The sequence below is a fragment of the Gimesia sp. genome (assembly GCF_048262075.1).
Taxonomy (GTDB): domain Bacteria; phylum Planctomycetota; class Planctomycetia; order Planctomycetales; family Planctomycetaceae; genus Gimesia.
The window spans coordinates 120,963-136,621 of the sequence record NZ_JBLXFK010000005.1; the positions used below are offsets into that span (position 1 = coordinate 120,963).

The window sequence follows — 15,659 nt, forward strand, 5'->3', positions numbered from 1 at the left end:
CACAGATCACACCAGCACTGACTACGATAATAAAAGTGAGGGGAAACGTCCCAAAAGAAAGAAAGCAGAATTCCTGCTGATGTAGCAGGAGGTTTGAACATGAACAAAAACAACCCAACTTCAACAGAAACCGAACCAGAATGGCAGGCCTGCGCTCCGGGAGACCTGTGTCAGTTTGTGTCTGTGATGAAAAAACGTAAGCAGATCAGCCACCTGATCACCGGGGCAGAGATCCTGACGGTCTGTCTGGTCGTAGGACTGATCGGTTTTGTCGGCATGAACCAGATGTCGGGCTCTGCCGGTTCATCCAGCGATCAGATGGCCGGTAAAAAAATGCCCGGGGGCATTAACTGTCATCAGGCCCTCGACTATGCGAGTGACTATATCGCGCATCGCCTCGATCAACACACAGAGCATCAGATGCAGGTCCACCTCGCTCATTGTCCCAAATGTCAGAAAAAGGTTGATGAAATCGAAGCAAATAGGCACAATGACCCCGCCCAGCTGAAAGCCGCCCGGCAGAAACAGGCTGACTGGGAAACGTATGTGCTGGCTTTGAATCACTGAACCTCTGCAAAGACTCTCTGATCGCTTGGCTGGCACTCTGAACTTTGATGTCTGATTCCCTGAAAGGATTGAGGGGATGTCTGTGGAAGAAGAACAACCAGCCAGCGACGATACCAGTTCCAACGAAGACGACTTTCTGGCCGCCTTCGCTGCGAGTAGTCAGGTCGATGAAGCTATCGACGCCGATTACGAGCGGACGCTGGAAGCCATCGAAGCGGTCGAACGGGATCTGGAACTGCCGGACGAAACTGCGGCCGAAGAAGCGGCCGAACTTCCCAAAAGCAGTAGTTCATCCGTCAAACGCGAAGCCCGCATTCCTCCGCGCCAGATTATTGAAGCCGCTCTATTTGTCGGCGGCAATCCACTGACGACCAAGAAACTCTGCTCGCTGCTCAACGATGAATATTCTTCTTCCTATGTCGACGATTTACTCGACGACATTAATCGTCAGTACATCGAAGAAGCACGCCCCTATGAGATCCGCATGGAAGAAGGGGGCTACCGCCTTATCCTCAGGCACGACTTTGAACGCATTCGCAATCGCGTGTATGGGTTCGGTCCGAAAGAAGTCAAACTCTCGCAGGATGCGCTGGAAGTCCTCGCACTCGTCGCCTACCAGCAGCCAATCAGCAAAGACCAGATCATCGAAGCCGGCAAAGACAAAGCCAACGGCATTCTTCGACAACTGCTAAGACGCGAACTGATTGCCATCGAACGCGCTGAAGCCAAAAAATCGGAAGTCAAATACATCACCACCGCCCGCTTCCTGCAGGTCTTCGGCTTAGGCAACATCGAAGAACTGCCTTACAGCGAATCGTTGAGTCACAAGTAGCTTTGCCATCGCTTTCCGGTGAGCGGTCTGCTGTCCGGCCTATGATTACTCTTCAGATGCAGTCGATTTTTGTGGTCGACGCGTTCGCAGAAACAGGTACATAAGCCCAATGCCAATCAGCGCCGAGGTATAGTAAATCTTGTGAAGATTTTCCTTCCAGACCTGTTGCCTCTCTATATCATCAATCTCGAGGAATCTTCCTGGAGGGGCTGCTGGGTTTGCTCTCAGAATTGCTTCTGACCAGGCCTGAGAGATAGAGCGCGTCCATACGAGCTCAGACTGTGATGCATCACAAATCATGAGCAGCATTTTTCCAGCCGGGTCGAGATCCGTCATCGTACAGGCATGAACCATTTTTCTGCGGCCTGTTTTATCAGAAAACCGGATGGTATACAGCATCGAATACGACAGGGTCTCCGGAGTCTCAGAATGTTCCTTTAGCAGCAGGAGCTGGGGCACCTCCAGATCCAGTTGCTGATCTGACTGTTGTTCTATCTGCTTTATGACAGAATCTAACAGTTGTGGATCCTGCGCACGAACCTTCTCCCTTGACTCTCGATTATCTTCCTTCGTCATTTTTTTCATTTCCTGAAATCCCTGCTTCCCCACAAATTTAAACTTCAGATTTTCGGGAACGTATAATGAACAGGTTCGCTGCGGGGAAAGCAGCTCTCCCTTCCGTAGTGACTGGACAGCCTCCCGGGGGAGATATTCTGCCAGAAGTTCACTCCGGGTACTTGTCAGTGGTGACTTCCGTCTGGCCTGAATCAGCGCTGTGATCTCCGGTGTCACGCGCACAAAACCTTTCGGTGCGGGGATCTCAAGCTCTGTCTTTCCCACCTGAAACTTCTCGGCCTGCGCACAGATCCCCGGCAGTAGAATCATCACGAAAAAACAAGGGGAGACAATAGACATGGGACGCTTCATTCAGAATGACTCCTGCGTTTTTTAATCAGGAACGCCAGCGCAACGACAACAGTCATGATGATCAAAATGACGATAACGGCCTGCTCTCCCAGAGCACTGTTCCCGCGGCGGTTTAATGCTGGCGGGAAAGGCGAAGCCTGGAAATTGGCTGCAAGAATGGCATCTGACCAGGCCCGCGCCGCGGTGCGCGTCCATTCCAGTTCGTCCTGTGTGGCATAGTCAGCCAGTACAAGCAGTTTCCCTCCTGCATTCAGATAGGTCAGAGTGCACGCATTCACTTCATTCACATCCTCTCCTTCCACCTGCAGGCCATAGGTAATATACATGGACCATGACAACATGTTGATCGATTCATCGTGTGGTTCCAACACAACCGTTCCGGAAACCTGAAGGGCTATGTCCAGATCCAGATCCTGGCTGATCCCCTGACTGAGGCTCTCCATGCTCTTTTTCACATTTTTCGCTATCAGTTCCCTGGTTTGCTGATTCTGCTTCTTAATCCCGATTTTAAAACCTGCAAAATCGGAAGCACTATACGACAGGTCTTTTACCTTTTGTGGAATCTGTAACAGAAAAAAATGTTCCGGCTCGGGCAGCTCTCCCTGGCGAAGTACCGCAGCCGACTTTTCCGGCAGGTAGAAAAATACCTTTGACCCCTGCTGTTCTGCTTCAGCCAGGATCTGGCTGTAAGGAGACACGTCTTTAATTTCCAACGTGACATTCACAGAACCTGCGGGAGCGGGAATTTCCAGTTCGGTCTTGCCGACCAGAATTTTCTCTGCCTGCACAGCAGTCCCCGGCAATAGAGCGAGGAACAATAAACAGGAAATCATTAACCTCATAGGATGCCTTCAATCAGAATGTATCCGATTCATTTTTACAAAGATCACCAGCGCCACCAGACAGGCCAGACCGATGAGTATGCATTTTGTGATGTCGTCGCCTTGTTCAACCCGAAGTTTTTCCAGTTCATTGTCCAAAGCCTGGTTGTCATGTCCCGCTGGTATCAACCGGTTATTCTCCCTACCCAGCGGGCAGATACTGTTTATAACAGAAATAGACTGATCAGAGTACACAGACAGAAGACGAGATCACCATCAGTACTTAAGAAATCATCAGACACGATACTGTCCCATAATCACAATATCCTGATATTCGCCGTCGATACATCTCGCGAATCGCTTCACACCTTCCACCTGAAAGCCGTGCTTACGATACAGATTCAGCGCGACTTCGTTATCTGCAAACACTTCCAGCTCCAGTCGTTTCAATCCCTGTCCCCAGGCATGCGACATCGCGTGTTCCAGCAGTTGGTTACCGATACCCTGGCCCCGATAATCTGCCAGAACCCCCATGCCCAGCCGACCCACGTGCCTGACGGTTTCGCGCACGTGAGGAATGAGGTCGGCCCAACCCACGATCTCCTGCTCGATCACTGCCACATATTGCGCATGGTTCTGTTCGACGTTATGACTGACATAGGCTTCCATATTTTCCAGGGAAGGAGGCTCCACGGTCAACAGATATTTCTTTTCCGCCGCCACGCGTGTCAGCGCTGCGCGAAATCCGGCGAGATCATCCAACTTGATTTGTCTGACTTTAAAATTCATCGTTCTGACTCAAACGGGACACAGTCCAGACTCCAACAGGGTCTACTGACCTGGTTCAACTTTGTCAGACACTCACTACTGATAACCGGTTCGGTGCATCAGGAATCGATCCAGATTCATCGATTATCGTGTTTCCAGGTCAGATGATTTTGTCGTCCAGAGCCGATAACCGGCCCAGACAGCAATCCCCAGCCAGGCAAGCGACCACAGCCCCAGCGAACGGTACATCGCCGTTCTGCCTGCCATCCCGCCAGGATTGCGAGGCAGATAAATTTCAGCAATCACCAGACTTGTCAAACCGAGCAGGGCACACAGGGAAAATACAATGCAGAAGACCCAATACTGTTTACGGGAAATGGAAAACGGTTTCATGCTGGTACCTCTAAACAATGATTCCTGTTAAACGTAACATCACTCCAGACGTAATTCCACTGCCTGAAGACCGCCGCAGCTGAGCCGTTTTGTTTTCCCTTTCTCCAGAAATGTCCGGATTTCGACTGCCTCGGTTTTGGTGAGCTGGGTGCCTGCCTCTTGTGTTTCTTTCAGCTGAGAAACGCGTTCGGTCCAGCGCAGTTTGAGCAGCGCCCGGTACTTTCCCTTCTCCGCCGGTTTGATTGTCCCCTTGACCCAGACGCCAAACTTCAGGTCCTCTTCCCCCTGAAATCCAGGCGCCAGGCCGCCGGAAAAAGAACGGATCTTTCCCTGGGGGTTCACTAGCACATCACATTCCACCAGCTGTTTCACCTTACCGGACTCAGCCTGCTCCAGCAATTTGATTGTAAAGAACTGTTTTTCTTTTGAGTCTTCTGCAGCCGGTGTATTTACAACGGCGAAACCGGTGATCAGCAGACACATCAGGAACGTTACTTTTTTCAACATCAGAGACTCCTTTCTGATTTCCCATCGAGGCGTTGAGGGTTGGAAAATTCTGGGGGTTTCCCGTTTACAAAAGCTCAGACACGTTCTGGCTGTTTTTTTTGTATGTTTCTTCATTAATCCCCCGCACCTGGTCGCGCCAGGGAATCCAGTGATAGGCCTTGTCTCTGGTAAAATAAGCACGGATGATCTCGGGGGTCACGTCATCAGCCAGCGCTTTGATTATTCTCCCTACACGGATCAATTCGTAACCAATCACCAGCAGAACGATCAGGACGCCGACACTGAATCCGACCAGGCAGCCCATAATCAGAAACGGCCTGTTAATTAACGCGGGATATAGATCGGTGTTTTTCATTCTGCTTCACTCAAATTAAAAGCGCTTACTCAAAGGAAACGACTATGAGCTGCTTGACTCCCTCAATCATCCTGTAACAGCACCCGACACAAATCATCATAGATCCTCGGCGGCACCAGTCCCTTCCGTATCGAAGACAGTTCTTCACCTGTAAACCAGGTTATCTTAAACGTCGCGCCATCCGACTCTATCCCTTCCGCCGGCAAGGCGGCTTTCACAGAATCGTCGATCCGGCACAGATAATGATACATGATTTCATGTTCGGGAACCCCATTAAATTCGAAAATCGACTCATGAAAATCGAGAAACTCAAGCGTCTGATCCTTCAGCCCCAGCTCTTCAAACAGCTCCCGCGCAGCGGCATCCTGCAGCCTTTCCCTGAATTCCACGCCTCCGCCCACAGGAATATAAAACTGGAATTTCCTGATGGGATCAAACCCCTCAGACAGCAACACCTGACCCCCATGGATCAGCGATACAATGACTTTCGTGCGAATCTGCATTATGAACAACGATTCTCAATTGTTAATGACTTCAAGAAATTCACCTGTCATTTCTTTCGTTTCATAGTTTACGGAAACTACTTTAAAGCGAATGGTATCCTTCCATTCTACTTGTGAATAATCAATGGGCGTCAAAGTATAATCTCCGGGAGTCGGTGGGACCAGCAACCGCAGACAGGCTCTCGGCGGTCAATCATCTCAGCTATCCACATCAGACCTGATCGTGAAACGGCATCCCTGTCTCTCCCTGATCATCCCTTTCAGACACAACTGCATCAACAGCACTGCTGAGAATCGGGTCACCGCGACTGCTCAAACTGAACTTGACCCCGTCGCGCCACTGGCGATAAGCGTTGATCTGGGTCGCGCGCGTGCCCAGTTTACAGTGCACCGAAACACGGGCCACATGTTTGTATTCTTCACTACAAATGGGCCTGTTTTTTCCAGATTTGCACTGCCTGAAATGACACCGGTTCGTGATGTGATCCTGCGGGTCGCCCCACATCGCAGGCTTTCGTCCCGGCACCACCTCAGCACCGCCAAACATCGGCCCCCTATCAACGCCCATCGCCACATTTTATTGTTCATTCCCGTTGACCTCCCCACGCCTTTCCACAAAATAATCACCATGCAACAAGCCACAAATTCACAGATCGAATACAAAAATCATTCCCACAACAACAGCAAATCTACATTGTCCTCTCACCCATGCAGGTGGCACAGTTGGCTTGACCCAACAGTACAAGAACAGCCAGCCCAACTGAGAAACAGGCTAAGCTCAAATAAAATCCGGGCCGAGCGCAGCGAACAGGAGGTTGCAGCTGGCACGTACAATCTGGAATCAACCTTTCCCACCCATTCGGCACGGCCGGACAAGCCGGTCCGTGGCACACGGAAACCTCTATACTGATTGCTATGTGTCCTAAAAATCAGACGTCCGGGTGCCACCTGTCTGCTCGTTCGAGTGGCACTGTTGGCTGGTATTAACATCCCCTTACCCGTTTCACAATAGATTATAAAAGAAGTGCCCCAAACTCCGCACATGAAAATCCCGAACCACTAAAAACAGATCGCGGGTAGCACCGAATGAAATTCGGTGTTGTCACAGACAACAGTAAACGGTCAGGGCAGAAACACAAATCAGAAATACAAAGCCAACCCGATAGCAGAAGGGGTGATCCCATGTGTCCGCCCGCCTGGTGAGGTTTGATCCTGTTTCATACCCCAATGGCCCAGGTAAAACTTGCGATCTTTATTTATCTATCCCGAAAAACTCGAAACCACACGAAAGAAAATAAGTGGCAGGCCCGAATACAATTCGGGCCAGTCAGTGAAAACGGTTCCTGGATCATCTTATCACCCAAATTGACTGACTCCGAACCTGTTTTTGGTTCCTGGAACCTTTATTTATTCGGAACAGATAAAACTGCGTCGACTTGGTCGGAAAGTGCTCGTAATACGAGCCGATGACATCTCCTGCGATTGCACCCCACATTAATTGTAACTCACTGATTCTGGTCGATAAAAAATGGTTTTATCTTGAAAGTGGAGCATGAAATTCCTCATTAGAATAAGAGTGATGCAGCATTCATAACAACAGCTCACCAGTGAGCCAGCGTTCCAGATAGGTCGACAGCGACGGAGCACAGCAGGTTCGACTGTCTTCTTCGTGGTTCCAGACAAACACATCGAGTCTGCGGATTTCTCCAGCCTGGATTGGCCAGGCGAACAGATCGCCATTGCCGGCGTCCGCAAAGAACAGCAGATGCTTGAACGGCATATACAGTTCGGGAAAATCCGGGTTCTCGCGAAACTCGATATTTTCCCTGACGATACGCTCCAGTGGCCAGATCAGCCCCAGACCATACTCGCCTTCGACCCCGTTCGATTCCTGCAACAGACTCGCCAGGTCCTCCGGCAGAGCGACTCCCAGTTCTGCTTCCGCCTGCTGAATTTCATGCGGCTTTGCACCGGGAAAGAATTCAGCATCGCTGCATAACTTCAGAATCTGATATTTCCAGGACATGATTTTGCATCCAAAAAAACTATGAGGTATCACCTGTTGATCGTTTCAGAATACCAGCAGTGTAAGCTGTGCTCAAGAAATATCTCAACACACCGAAGCTCATGGGTGACACCGAATCAAATTCGGTGTTGTCGGAGACAACAGGAGGTTGTAGTGTGAACGTTGTCTGTTGATCAGTTTAGCCTTACTCTGTCTGGAGCGGGTAGGAAACACGGCTCTGTTTTGAGCGAGTGAGCTGTGACCTCCTGCTCGCTGCGCTCGGCCCGAATTTTATTCGGGCTCACCCAGGACTTTTGAGCATTCATTCCAGACAAGCCGCTTGTGAGTTTGATTCAGACGCCAAATACTTCTTCCAATGCAGCCCGCATCACTTTGGGATCAGGGTCCACGCCGGTCCAGAGTTGAAAACCGATTACGCCCTGGTTGACCAGCATGCCCAGGCCGTCGAGCGTCGGACAGCCGATTTTGGCGGCTTCGCGGAGCAGATGGGTTTCGGGAGGATTGGGGATCACGTCGGAGACAATCATATTCGGTTTGAGTGAACTGAAATCGAGGGGGAAGACCGCGTCTACATCAGGATACAGGCCAATCGAGGTGGCATTGATCACGACATCCACATCATCAGCCAAAGTATAATCGCCGTCCCATAATTCGAAGCGGGTACGCACTTCGGTTTTATCATTCAGCAGCTTCACCAGCGCTTCGCCGCGCTCAGCACTGCGATTCACAATGGTGATTTCTGCTGCTCCCGCGAGCGCCGTCTCCACACCAATCGCCCGAGCCGCACCGCCGGCACCAAACATGACGATCTTCTTACCCTGCGGATCGGTCAATTCTTTTAATGACTGCACGAAACCTTTGCCATCGGTATTGTCACCCAGCAGGTGATCGCCTTGGCGAACAATACAGTTGACGGCCCCCATCATCGCCGCCGCATCACTGATGCCATCCAGGTACTGAATGACTTCGACTTTATGGGGAATCGTCAGATTCGCGCCGCGAAAGCCCATCGCCCGCAACCCTTCGACCGCCTGTTCCAGATTTTCAGGCGCGACCTCAATCGTCAGATACCGCCATTCCAGGCCACAGGCTTTATAAGCCGCCTCGATCATGCATTGAGTCGGGTTCTCTGCCACAGGCTGCCCGAAAACGCACGTCAGTTCCTGCTTGAAATTCAACGGCTTTGTCATGATGTCATCAGTTCCTGAATTGGGGTTGAGCAAAAACGCGTTCGCGTTGAATGGTCCGACATGGATGTTCCATCATACGCGGGTCTGTTTCAAGTCACAACTTTAGCCGATCCCCGGAATCCCTGATTGCAGCGGGTCGACTTCCCGCGTAAACTGAAAACCTGAAGCGCGACGCTCTGATCAGCAACACTTTGAAACTTTTCCGAAAGAACTTGACGTTTGAAAAAACGAATTCTCATCACGCTGGCAGTCATCCTGGTTGTGTTACCTGTCGGCATCTATTTTTTTGTCGGCTGGAACGTGAGATCCAATGCGCGCGTGACCCTGAGTCGTGCGCAGCGGTTTCTGGCAGAACGTAAACCGGATGCCGCCCTGAAAGAAATGGAGTGGCTTCGCTGGTTCGAACCCGATCAGCGCCGCGCCCAACTTCTGGCGGGGGAATGTTACTTCGTGAAACGGGACTACCCGGCAGCGATTAAGGTACTCTCTCAATTGAATGAAACGTCGCCCGATTACCGCCGGGCCTCGTTTGCACTGGCGCGCAGTTATGAGAATATCGCGAAGCTGACCGAGGCAGAACAGATGTTAAAAGCACATCTGGCTGCATTTCCCGATTCGCAGGAAGCGGTCACACAACTGCAGTGGATTTATTTCAATCAATTTCGCCTGCGAGAGTTGGAAAACCTGCTGGAGCGCAGCCTGGAGACCTGTCCGAACCAGTTCCTCCTGCTGTATCACCTGCTGAATACCGAACACAAAAATCCGATTGCGCAGGAATCCATTAAACTGCTGAACCGCATCAACGAAAAAGAACCAGGGCAGCCCTCCATCATGCGGGCCCTCAGTTACTGTCACTGGAAGATGGGAGAGATCGACCAGGCAAAATCCTATCTTGAAGCAGCCCGACAGGCGGAGCCGGAAAACACAGAAACGCTGCTGGTCGCCTTTGAATTTTATCTCGAACTGGGAGAACTCGAAGTGGTGCAGCAACTGCTGACTGAATTAGAGAGCCAACCTGATAATTTTCAGAAACAGCTCCAGCAGGATGATCGTTGGCTATGGTTGCTGAGTCGGCTGCAGCAACAGCAGGGGAAAACAACTACAGCGCTCGAATCGATCCAGGCAGCTTCCCGTCTGCATCCGGGAGAGACCAGATATCTGCAGCAGGAAGCCATGCTGCTGCAGGCGCTGGGCAAAAAAGCAGAGGCGGCGGAGAACTTTCAACGGGTGAAGCAGCTGGCTGCCAGTGATCGAGAGCTGTATAAAATCGTCTCCAGTGGTGCGCTGGAATCGCCGGACGTTCAGTTGGCGCAAGAGATTGCAAAACACCTGGAAATACTGGGGAAGCAGAAACAGGCGGCTGCCTGGCATAATCTGGTGAAACAGTTTCAAAGCCGACAGCCAATGCCGACGCGTTGATTCTTGCTGTTGCGAATTGAACTACGTCGCAATATTGTCTTGTGTTTCCGGAAAACCAAGTGCATCGAAAATCCGCTTACAGGCCTGTGAACGATTCAAGACATAAAAGTGAATCCCGGGCACGCCCTCTTGGAGCAGTTGTTCACACTGGCGAATGGCAAAATTCACACCAATCTCAAACTGGGCATCCAGATCATCCTGCGCCGCTTCCAGTTGGCCTACCAGATCGGCAGGGAACTCGGAGCTGCACATCGACATGATCCGTTGAATCCGCCGATACTCGGTGATCGGCATGATGCCGGGTATGATCGGTCTGTCGATTCCCGCTTGCTGACATCGCTCTCGAAATCGATAAAAGTGGTTATTGTTGAAGAACAATTGCGTATAGATCGCATCGGCACCCGCATCAACTTTGCGTTTCAGGTTCATCAGATCGGTGTCAGCGTCCGGTGCTTCGGGGTGACATTCCGGATAGCCGGCCACGCCAATGCCCATCTCCGGAAAGTGTTTACGAATCAGTGATACCAGCTCATTGGCATATTTCAGCCCCCCATCCGCAGGAACAAACGTTTCCTGACCGGCGGGAGGGTCACCCCTCAAAGCCATGATATTGGTGATGCCCGCGTCGACGGCGTTCTGCAGCCATTCTACCAGTTCCTCACGGGTCGAATTCACACAGGTAAAATGCGCCGTTGCCGTATGATGCAACTGATTCTGGATCAGCGCACATAATTCGATCGTCCTTTTACTGGTGGATCCCCCGGCACCATAAGTACAGGAAACAAAAGCGGGTTGATAACGGATCAGCTCTTCCAGCGTTTTGAACAGCTCTGCATCCCCATTTTCATTGCGGGGGGGGAAAATTTCCACAGAGAGGCCAAACGTTCCACCTTGGTATAATTCACTGATGCGCATTAGGTTTTCTTGTCTTCAGAGGGTTTCAATTCGTCAGCCGAGATCTACAATGTCTGAGATTCGGGTAAGCATAGTGTATAAATTATGTGTTTTGCAGGTCAACAAACCTGTAATTTCTATTGCCAGCCCGGTTCGTATTGCCTATCTTGCATTCAGGGTAGACAACAGTGATTTCAGGCTCGGACGAGGGCAGTTTAAGCTTCTCAAATTGTAAGAGGCAACAGTGAAAGTCGTCTTTCCCTGATTCAGAGGAGAATGTTTCAATTTGACGATTCTGTTCAGACAGAGAAGCAGCTCTACACCATTCATTTGAATCATAGTCAATTATGCTGTTTCTGGTCAGTGTGATTATTGCCCGCTCATGTAAATCAGCTATAAATTAAATGATTCAAGCCGGTTACCGCTTGAATTGAATTTAGATACTCCCCGTTTCCTATTGAACCAACAAGGATAGAGAATGTCGACCGAAACCAACTCACTGCCGTATAAAGTAAAGGACTACAGCGCAGAAGAATTCCAGAAACTCGCTGCCTGGGGTCGTAAGGAAATCGAACTGGCTGAAACAGAAATGCCGGGCTTGATGTCGTTCCGCGAAAAATACGGTAAAGAGCAGCCACTGAAAGGGGCCCGTATTGCAGGCTGCCTGCACATGACGATTCAGACGGCAGTCCTCATCGAAACACTGACCGCTCTGGGTGCAGAAGTCCGCTGGTCCAGCTGTAACATTTTCTCCACCCAGGATCACGCCGCTGCTGCCATCGCAGCCACAGGTGTCCCCGTCTTCGCCTGGAAAGGCATGAACGACGAAGAGTTTGACTGGTGTATCGAACAGACTCTGTTCTGGCCCGACGGAAAAGGCCTGAATATGATTCTCGACGATGGTGGCGACCTGACTGTCATGGTTCACGAGAAGTACCCTGAACTGCTGAAAGAAATCAAAGGTCTGACCGAAGAAACAACCACTGGCGTGCACCGTCTGCACCAGATGCACGAACAGGGAAAACTGGGTGTGCCTGCCATCAATGTGAACGATTCGGTCACTAAGAGTAAATTCGACAACCTGTATGGCTGCCGCGAATCACTGGCCGATGGCATCAAACGTGCCACCGATATCATGATCGCCGGTAAAGTCGTTGTTGTCTGTGGTTATGGTGACGTGGGTAAAGGTTGTGCCGACGCCATGAAAGGACTGGGAGCCCGAGTCCTGGTTACAGAAATCGATCCCATCTGTGCTCTGCAGGCCGCAATGGAAGGTTATGAAGTCACCACGATGGAAGACGCTGCCAGCCGCGGCGATATCTTCGTGACCGCCACCGGATGCTGCGATGTGATCTGTGGCGAACACCTTGATCAGATGAAGAACGAAGCCATCATCTGCAACATTGGCCACTTCGATTCCGAAATTCAGGTCGCGTACCTGAAAAACCGGAAAGACATCGAACAGATCGAAATCAAACCACAGGTTGACAAATTCGTTTTCCCCGATGGCAAAGCGTTGATCGTACTCGCCGAAGGGCGACTGGTTAATCTGGGATGTGCAACCGGACACCCTTCATTTGTGATGTCCAACAGCTTCAGTAACCAGGTCATTGGCCAGATTGAACTCTGGAACGAAACTGACAAATATGAAATCGGGGTCTACATGCTGCCTAAGCATCTGGATGAAGAAGTCGCACGACTCCACCTGGACAAACTGGGTGTGAAACTATCGAAACTCAGTGACAAGCAGGCCGAATACCTCGGCATTCCCGTCGCAGGTCCTTACAAACCGGAATACTATCGCTACTAAGAGCGATCGTCTGCTGAATTAAGAACTCTGCCAAACCCTCCGGATTATCGCTTATCGTGGTCCGGAGGGTTTATGATTTGTGCACAGAAAACTCTGATTGTCTCATCGCGAGTGAGTTTTTATAATCCCGGTATCTAACTGGTGTTAAACCATATCCTGCAAAAAGATTTCCACTCGAACAGAAGAAAGACCGCTTCATGACACGCATCACTTCACGCCGTGACTTTCTGAAACAAACATCGGCATTCACTGCCGGGCTCGCATTTGCCAGCTGGACCGGTTCTGCCCTGGCAACAGCTGCTCTCAATCAGCCTTTGTTTAAAATTTCACTGGCTCAATGGTCTCTGCATCGCGCGTTGCGTGGCGGGAAGCTGGATAACCTCGACTTTGCGAAAGTGACCAAAGAAGAATTTGGTATCGACGCAGTCGAATATGTGAACCAGTTTTTCAAAGATAAAGCCAACGATGAAAAATATCTGGCTGAGATGAACAAACGGGCCGCTGATGTCGGCGTGAAAAATGTGTTGATCATGATTGATGGAGAAGGAGCGCTCGGCGACCCCGATCCGAAAAAACGAACCCAGGCGATTGAAAATCACCACAAGTGGGTAACTGCCGCCAAAACACTCGGCTGTCATTCCATTCGTGTGAATGCCCGCAGCAATGGAAGTTTTGAAGAACAGCAGAAACTGGCCGCCGATGGCCTGCGTCGACTCACCGAGTATGCTATGCAGTACGGCATCAATGTACTGGTGGAAAATCATGGTGGCCTCTCCTCCAATGGTGCCTGGTTGGCGGGCGTGATGAAAATGGTCAACCTGCCCGAATGCGGAACATTGCCGGACTTCGGAAATTTCGTACTTGATCGCAAAACCGGCGAACAATATGACCGCTATAAAGGCGTTAAGGAATTAATGCCTTATGCGAAGGCCGTCAGCGCCAAAACCCATGATTTCAATAAAGACGGAGAGGAAATCAACACGGACTACGTGAAGATGATGCAGATCGTCCTCGACGCTGGTTACCACGGGTACGTGGGAATTGAATACGAGGGCAAGAAACTGGATGAATACGCGGGCATTAAAGCCAGCAAAAAACTCTTACTCAAAGTTCGTGAAGAACTGACTCCAGAACCCGAAGCAGCGCAAACCAGTCCGCAACCTGTTGATCCTGCCTGCTGTGGCCGTCAACGTCGTGGCTTGTTCCGCAACCGACGCTTCCGAAGATAAACGTTTGACAGATTCATGAAATGAAAAACGCCCCCTGGTCCAGTAGACCAGGGGGCGTTTTGTGTATCTCAATGATGTTACGAAGCCCGATGGACTTTGGAGACATCACGATCAGAGAGAATTTCGCGTGCGACATCCGTTACAAAGTTATCCGCTCCCAGCCATTTTTCTTTTTTCGGAGCAGGGGCCCCGACATTCATTCCCACACCCGGATTCCATAAAGCGGGCAGGGTATGTTTAATGGCTGACATATAGGTTGTGAAAACAGGATATTTCGTATCGGGATTATCTGCCTGGTAATTGTCCATCTTTTCCACAAGCTTGTTATGAGCAATCTTGGGATGGCGATGGTGAGGACCATGCACGAAAATATCAAAGTTAATATAAGTACAGACGCGGGTAATCAGGTTTGAACCAATCACTGTCCGTGTCCCCAGCAGGGGATCGTAACTTTGCATCCCCAGGTGTTCGGTATATTTACGGAAGGTCTGAATCACACTGGCAATCCAGTGAGGGATTACCCAGGCCATCAGGAAAGGAACCCAGACTGAAAACCAGGTAACGGCTCCCAGAATGGCTGCCCAGACGACGGCCATAACAGCGTATTCTATCCGCATGGTTTTGATCACCTTCGGATTTTTGACCGGCGTGTTCTTACTGAAGCAGAGGCGGCTGTAAACGAAGGGGGATGTAATAAAGCCCAGGGGGAGTTCCAGCCAGCAGAAAATGCGACGAAACGTCAGGGATGTCGTGGGGTCTGAGTAAGGCCACAATTCCCAATCACCCGGTTTATTCAAGTAGGCATGATGACGGATATGGGCTTCCCGGTAGGCAGTGTAAGATACAAACAGCATGGTGCCAATGGCACGGCCCAGCATGATACTTACCCAGGGTTTACCACAGATGCTCTGATGTGATGTTTCATGAAAACAACTCGACCAGCAGAACATGCTGTAGGCAGCAACAAGCGTGCAACCTACCACAAACGGCCAGGCGGTCGTCGGCCACTGTAAAGCCAGCGCCATAATGGCTGCGGAACCAAACAGGGAATGTAAAAAACGGGGAGTTGTCGACTTTGTTTCGAGATCAGTAATCTCTTTAGCGGTAAAATGAGTCACCGACATGGCACTTACCTCCTGGTTGTGCTCAAACTTTCAAAACGGCTCGTTAAAATACGTATCGGAAAGTTGAGTCCAAAGATCATCAAGTGAAATGGAACATTTGGCCCACTTCACATTGAGACTCGGCAGTGTCTGCCTAAACCACCCACTCTCTCCGACACAATAACCATAAGTCGAAAAAGTGGATGATGCATAATTGAAACATGCAACAGCACAGGCAATTCACACATTCTTGGCAAACTGTATAGAATACAACGATTATACACTGTGCGCAGACTAAGTGCGAGATAATTTTAT

Annotated in this window: 17 protein-coding genes; 5 read left to right on the top strand and 12 right to left on the bottom strand. The window is 50.4% G+C overall.

Going from position 1 to position 15,659, the window contains the following annotated elements; genetic code table 11:
* Positions 1-99: 99 nt before the first annotated feature.
* Together ACN0YH_RS12230 and scpB are read left to right on the top strand one after the other, a co-directional pair.
* A complete protein-coding gene (locus ACN0YH_RS12230) occupies positions 100-567 on the top strand; it encodes an anti-sigma factor family protein (protein ID WP_417379845.1) in 468 nt (155 codons plus the stop codon).
* Positions 568-643: 76 nt separating this feature from the next.
* Positions 644-1,399, top strand: coding sequence for an SMC-Scp complex subunit ScpB (gene scpB / locus ACN0YH_RS12235; protein ID WP_417379846.1), 756 nt, complete (start codon positions 644-646; stop codon positions 1,397-1,399).
* A 45-nt stretch (positions 1,400-1,444) separates the two neighbouring features.
* On the opposite strand, the gene ACN0YH_RS12240 is transcribed toward scpB, so the two are convergent.
* The 10 genes from ACN0YH_RS12240 to aroE all read right to left on the bottom strand — a co-directional run bounded on the left by ACN0YH_RS12240 (position 1,445) and on the right by aroE (position 8,889).
* Positions 1,445-2,326 carry a hypothetical protein gene (locus ACN0YH_RS12240; RefSeq protein ID WP_417379847.1) on the bottom strand — a complete coding sequence of 294 codons (882 nt, stop codon included), beginning with the start codon at positions 2,324-2,326 and terminating at the stop codon, positions 1,445-1,447.
* Complete coding sequence (locus ACN0YH_RS12245; protein ID WP_417379848.1) at positions 2,323-3,159, bottom strand: hypothetical protein; 837 nt, start codon at positions 3,157-3,159, stop codon at positions 2,323-2,325. The genes ACN0YH_RS12240 and ACN0YH_RS12245 overlap by 4 nt, the downstream gene beginning before the upstream one ends.
* A gap of 282 nt (positions 3,160-3,441) precedes the next feature.
* On the bottom strand, positions 3,442-3,936 hold the full coding sequence (locus ACN0YH_RS12250) for a GNAT family N-acetyltransferase (protein ID WP_417379849.1): 495 nt from the start codon (positions 3,934-3,936) through the stop codon (positions 3,442-3,444).
* A gap of 123 nt (positions 3,937-4,059) precedes the next feature.
* Complete coding sequence (locus ACN0YH_RS12255; RefSeq protein ID WP_417379850.1) at positions 4,060-4,308, bottom strand: hypothetical protein; 249 nt, start codon at positions 4,306-4,308, stop codon at positions 4,060-4,062.
* 39 nt (positions 4,309-4,347) lie between these two features.
* Complete coding sequence (locus ACN0YH_RS12260; RefSeq protein ID WP_417379851.1) at positions 4,348-4,815, bottom strand: hypothetical protein; 468 nt, start codon at positions 4,813-4,815, stop codon at positions 4,348-4,350.
* Positions 4,816-4,879: 64 nt separating this feature from the next.
* The gene (locus ACN0YH_RS12265) at positions 4,880-5,170 is read right to left on the bottom strand and encodes a hypothetical protein (protein WP_417379852.1); all 291 of its coding nucleotides are present in this window, start codon (positions 5,168-5,170) and stop codon (positions 4,880-4,882) included.
* Positions 5,171-5,232: 62 nt separating this feature from the next.
* Positions 5,233-5,673 carry an NUDIX hydrolase gene (locus ACN0YH_RS12270; protein WP_417379853.1) on the bottom strand — a complete coding sequence of 147 codons (441 nt, stop codon included), beginning with the start codon at positions 5,671-5,673 and terminating at the stop codon, positions 5,233-5,235.
* A 211-nt stretch (positions 5,674-5,884) separates the two neighbouring features.
* On the bottom strand, positions 5,885-6,241 hold the full coding sequence (locus tag ACN0YH_RS12275) for a hypothetical protein (protein ID WP_417379854.1): 357 nt from the start codon (positions 6,239-6,241) through the stop codon (positions 5,885-5,887).
* A gap of 1,020 nt (positions 6,242-7,261) precedes the next feature.
* Positions 7,262-7,699 carry an SMI1/KNR4 family protein gene (locus ACN0YH_RS12280; RefSeq protein ID WP_417379855.1) on the bottom strand — a complete coding sequence of 146 codons (438 nt, stop codon included), beginning with the start codon at positions 7,697-7,699 and terminating at the stop codon, positions 7,262-7,264.
* A 332-nt stretch (positions 7,700-8,031) separates the two neighbouring features.
* Positions 8,032-8,889, bottom strand: coding sequence for a shikimate dehydrogenase (aroE, locus tag ACN0YH_RS12285; protein ID WP_417379856.1), 858 nt, complete (start codon positions 8,887-8,889; stop codon positions 8,032-8,034).
* Between the two features lie 219 nt (positions 8,890-9,108).
* On the opposite strand from aroE, the gene ACN0YH_RS12290 reads away from it, so the two are divergent.
* Positions 9,109-10,308 (top strand): tetratricopeptide repeat protein, encoded by a 1,200-nt coding sequence (locus ACN0YH_RS12290; RefSeq protein WP_417379857.1) that lies wholly within the window; start codon positions 9,109-9,111, stop codon positions 10,306-10,308.
* Between the two features lie 21 nt (positions 10,309-10,329).
* On the opposite strand, the gene metF is transcribed toward ACN0YH_RS12290, so the two are convergent.
* Complete coding sequence (gene metF, locus ACN0YH_RS12295) at positions 10,330-11,223, bottom strand: methylenetetrahydrofolate reductase [NAD(P)H] (protein ID WP_417379858.1); 894 nt, start codon at positions 11,221-11,223, stop codon at positions 10,330-10,332.
* A gap of 457 nt (positions 11,224-11,680) precedes the next feature.
* On the opposite strand from metF, the gene ahcY reads away from it, so the two are divergent.
* Together ahcY and ACN0YH_RS12305 are read left to right on the top strand one after the other, a co-directional pair.
* Positions 11,681-13,012 (top strand): adenosylhomocysteinase, encoded by a 1,332-nt coding sequence (gene ahcY / locus ACN0YH_RS12300; RefSeq protein WP_417379859.1) that lies wholly within the window; start codon positions 11,681-11,683, stop codon positions 13,010-13,012.
* Positions 13,013-13,209: 197 nt separating this feature from the next.
* Positions 13,210-14,241 carry a TIM barrel protein gene (locus ACN0YH_RS12305; RefSeq protein ID WP_417379860.1) on the top strand — a complete coding sequence of 344 codons (1,032 nt, stop codon included), beginning with the start codon at positions 13,210-13,212 and terminating at the stop codon, positions 14,239-14,241.
* 77 nt (positions 14,242-14,318) lie between these two features.
* On the opposite strand, the gene ACN0YH_RS12310 is transcribed toward ACN0YH_RS12305, so the two are convergent.
* The gene (locus ACN0YH_RS12310; RefSeq protein ID WP_417379861.1) at positions 14,319-15,365 is read right to left on the bottom strand and encodes a fatty acid desaturase family protein; all 1,047 of its coding nucleotides are present in this window, start codon (positions 15,363-15,365) and stop codon (positions 14,319-14,321) included.
* Positions 15,366-15,659 lie beyond the last annotated feature (294 nt).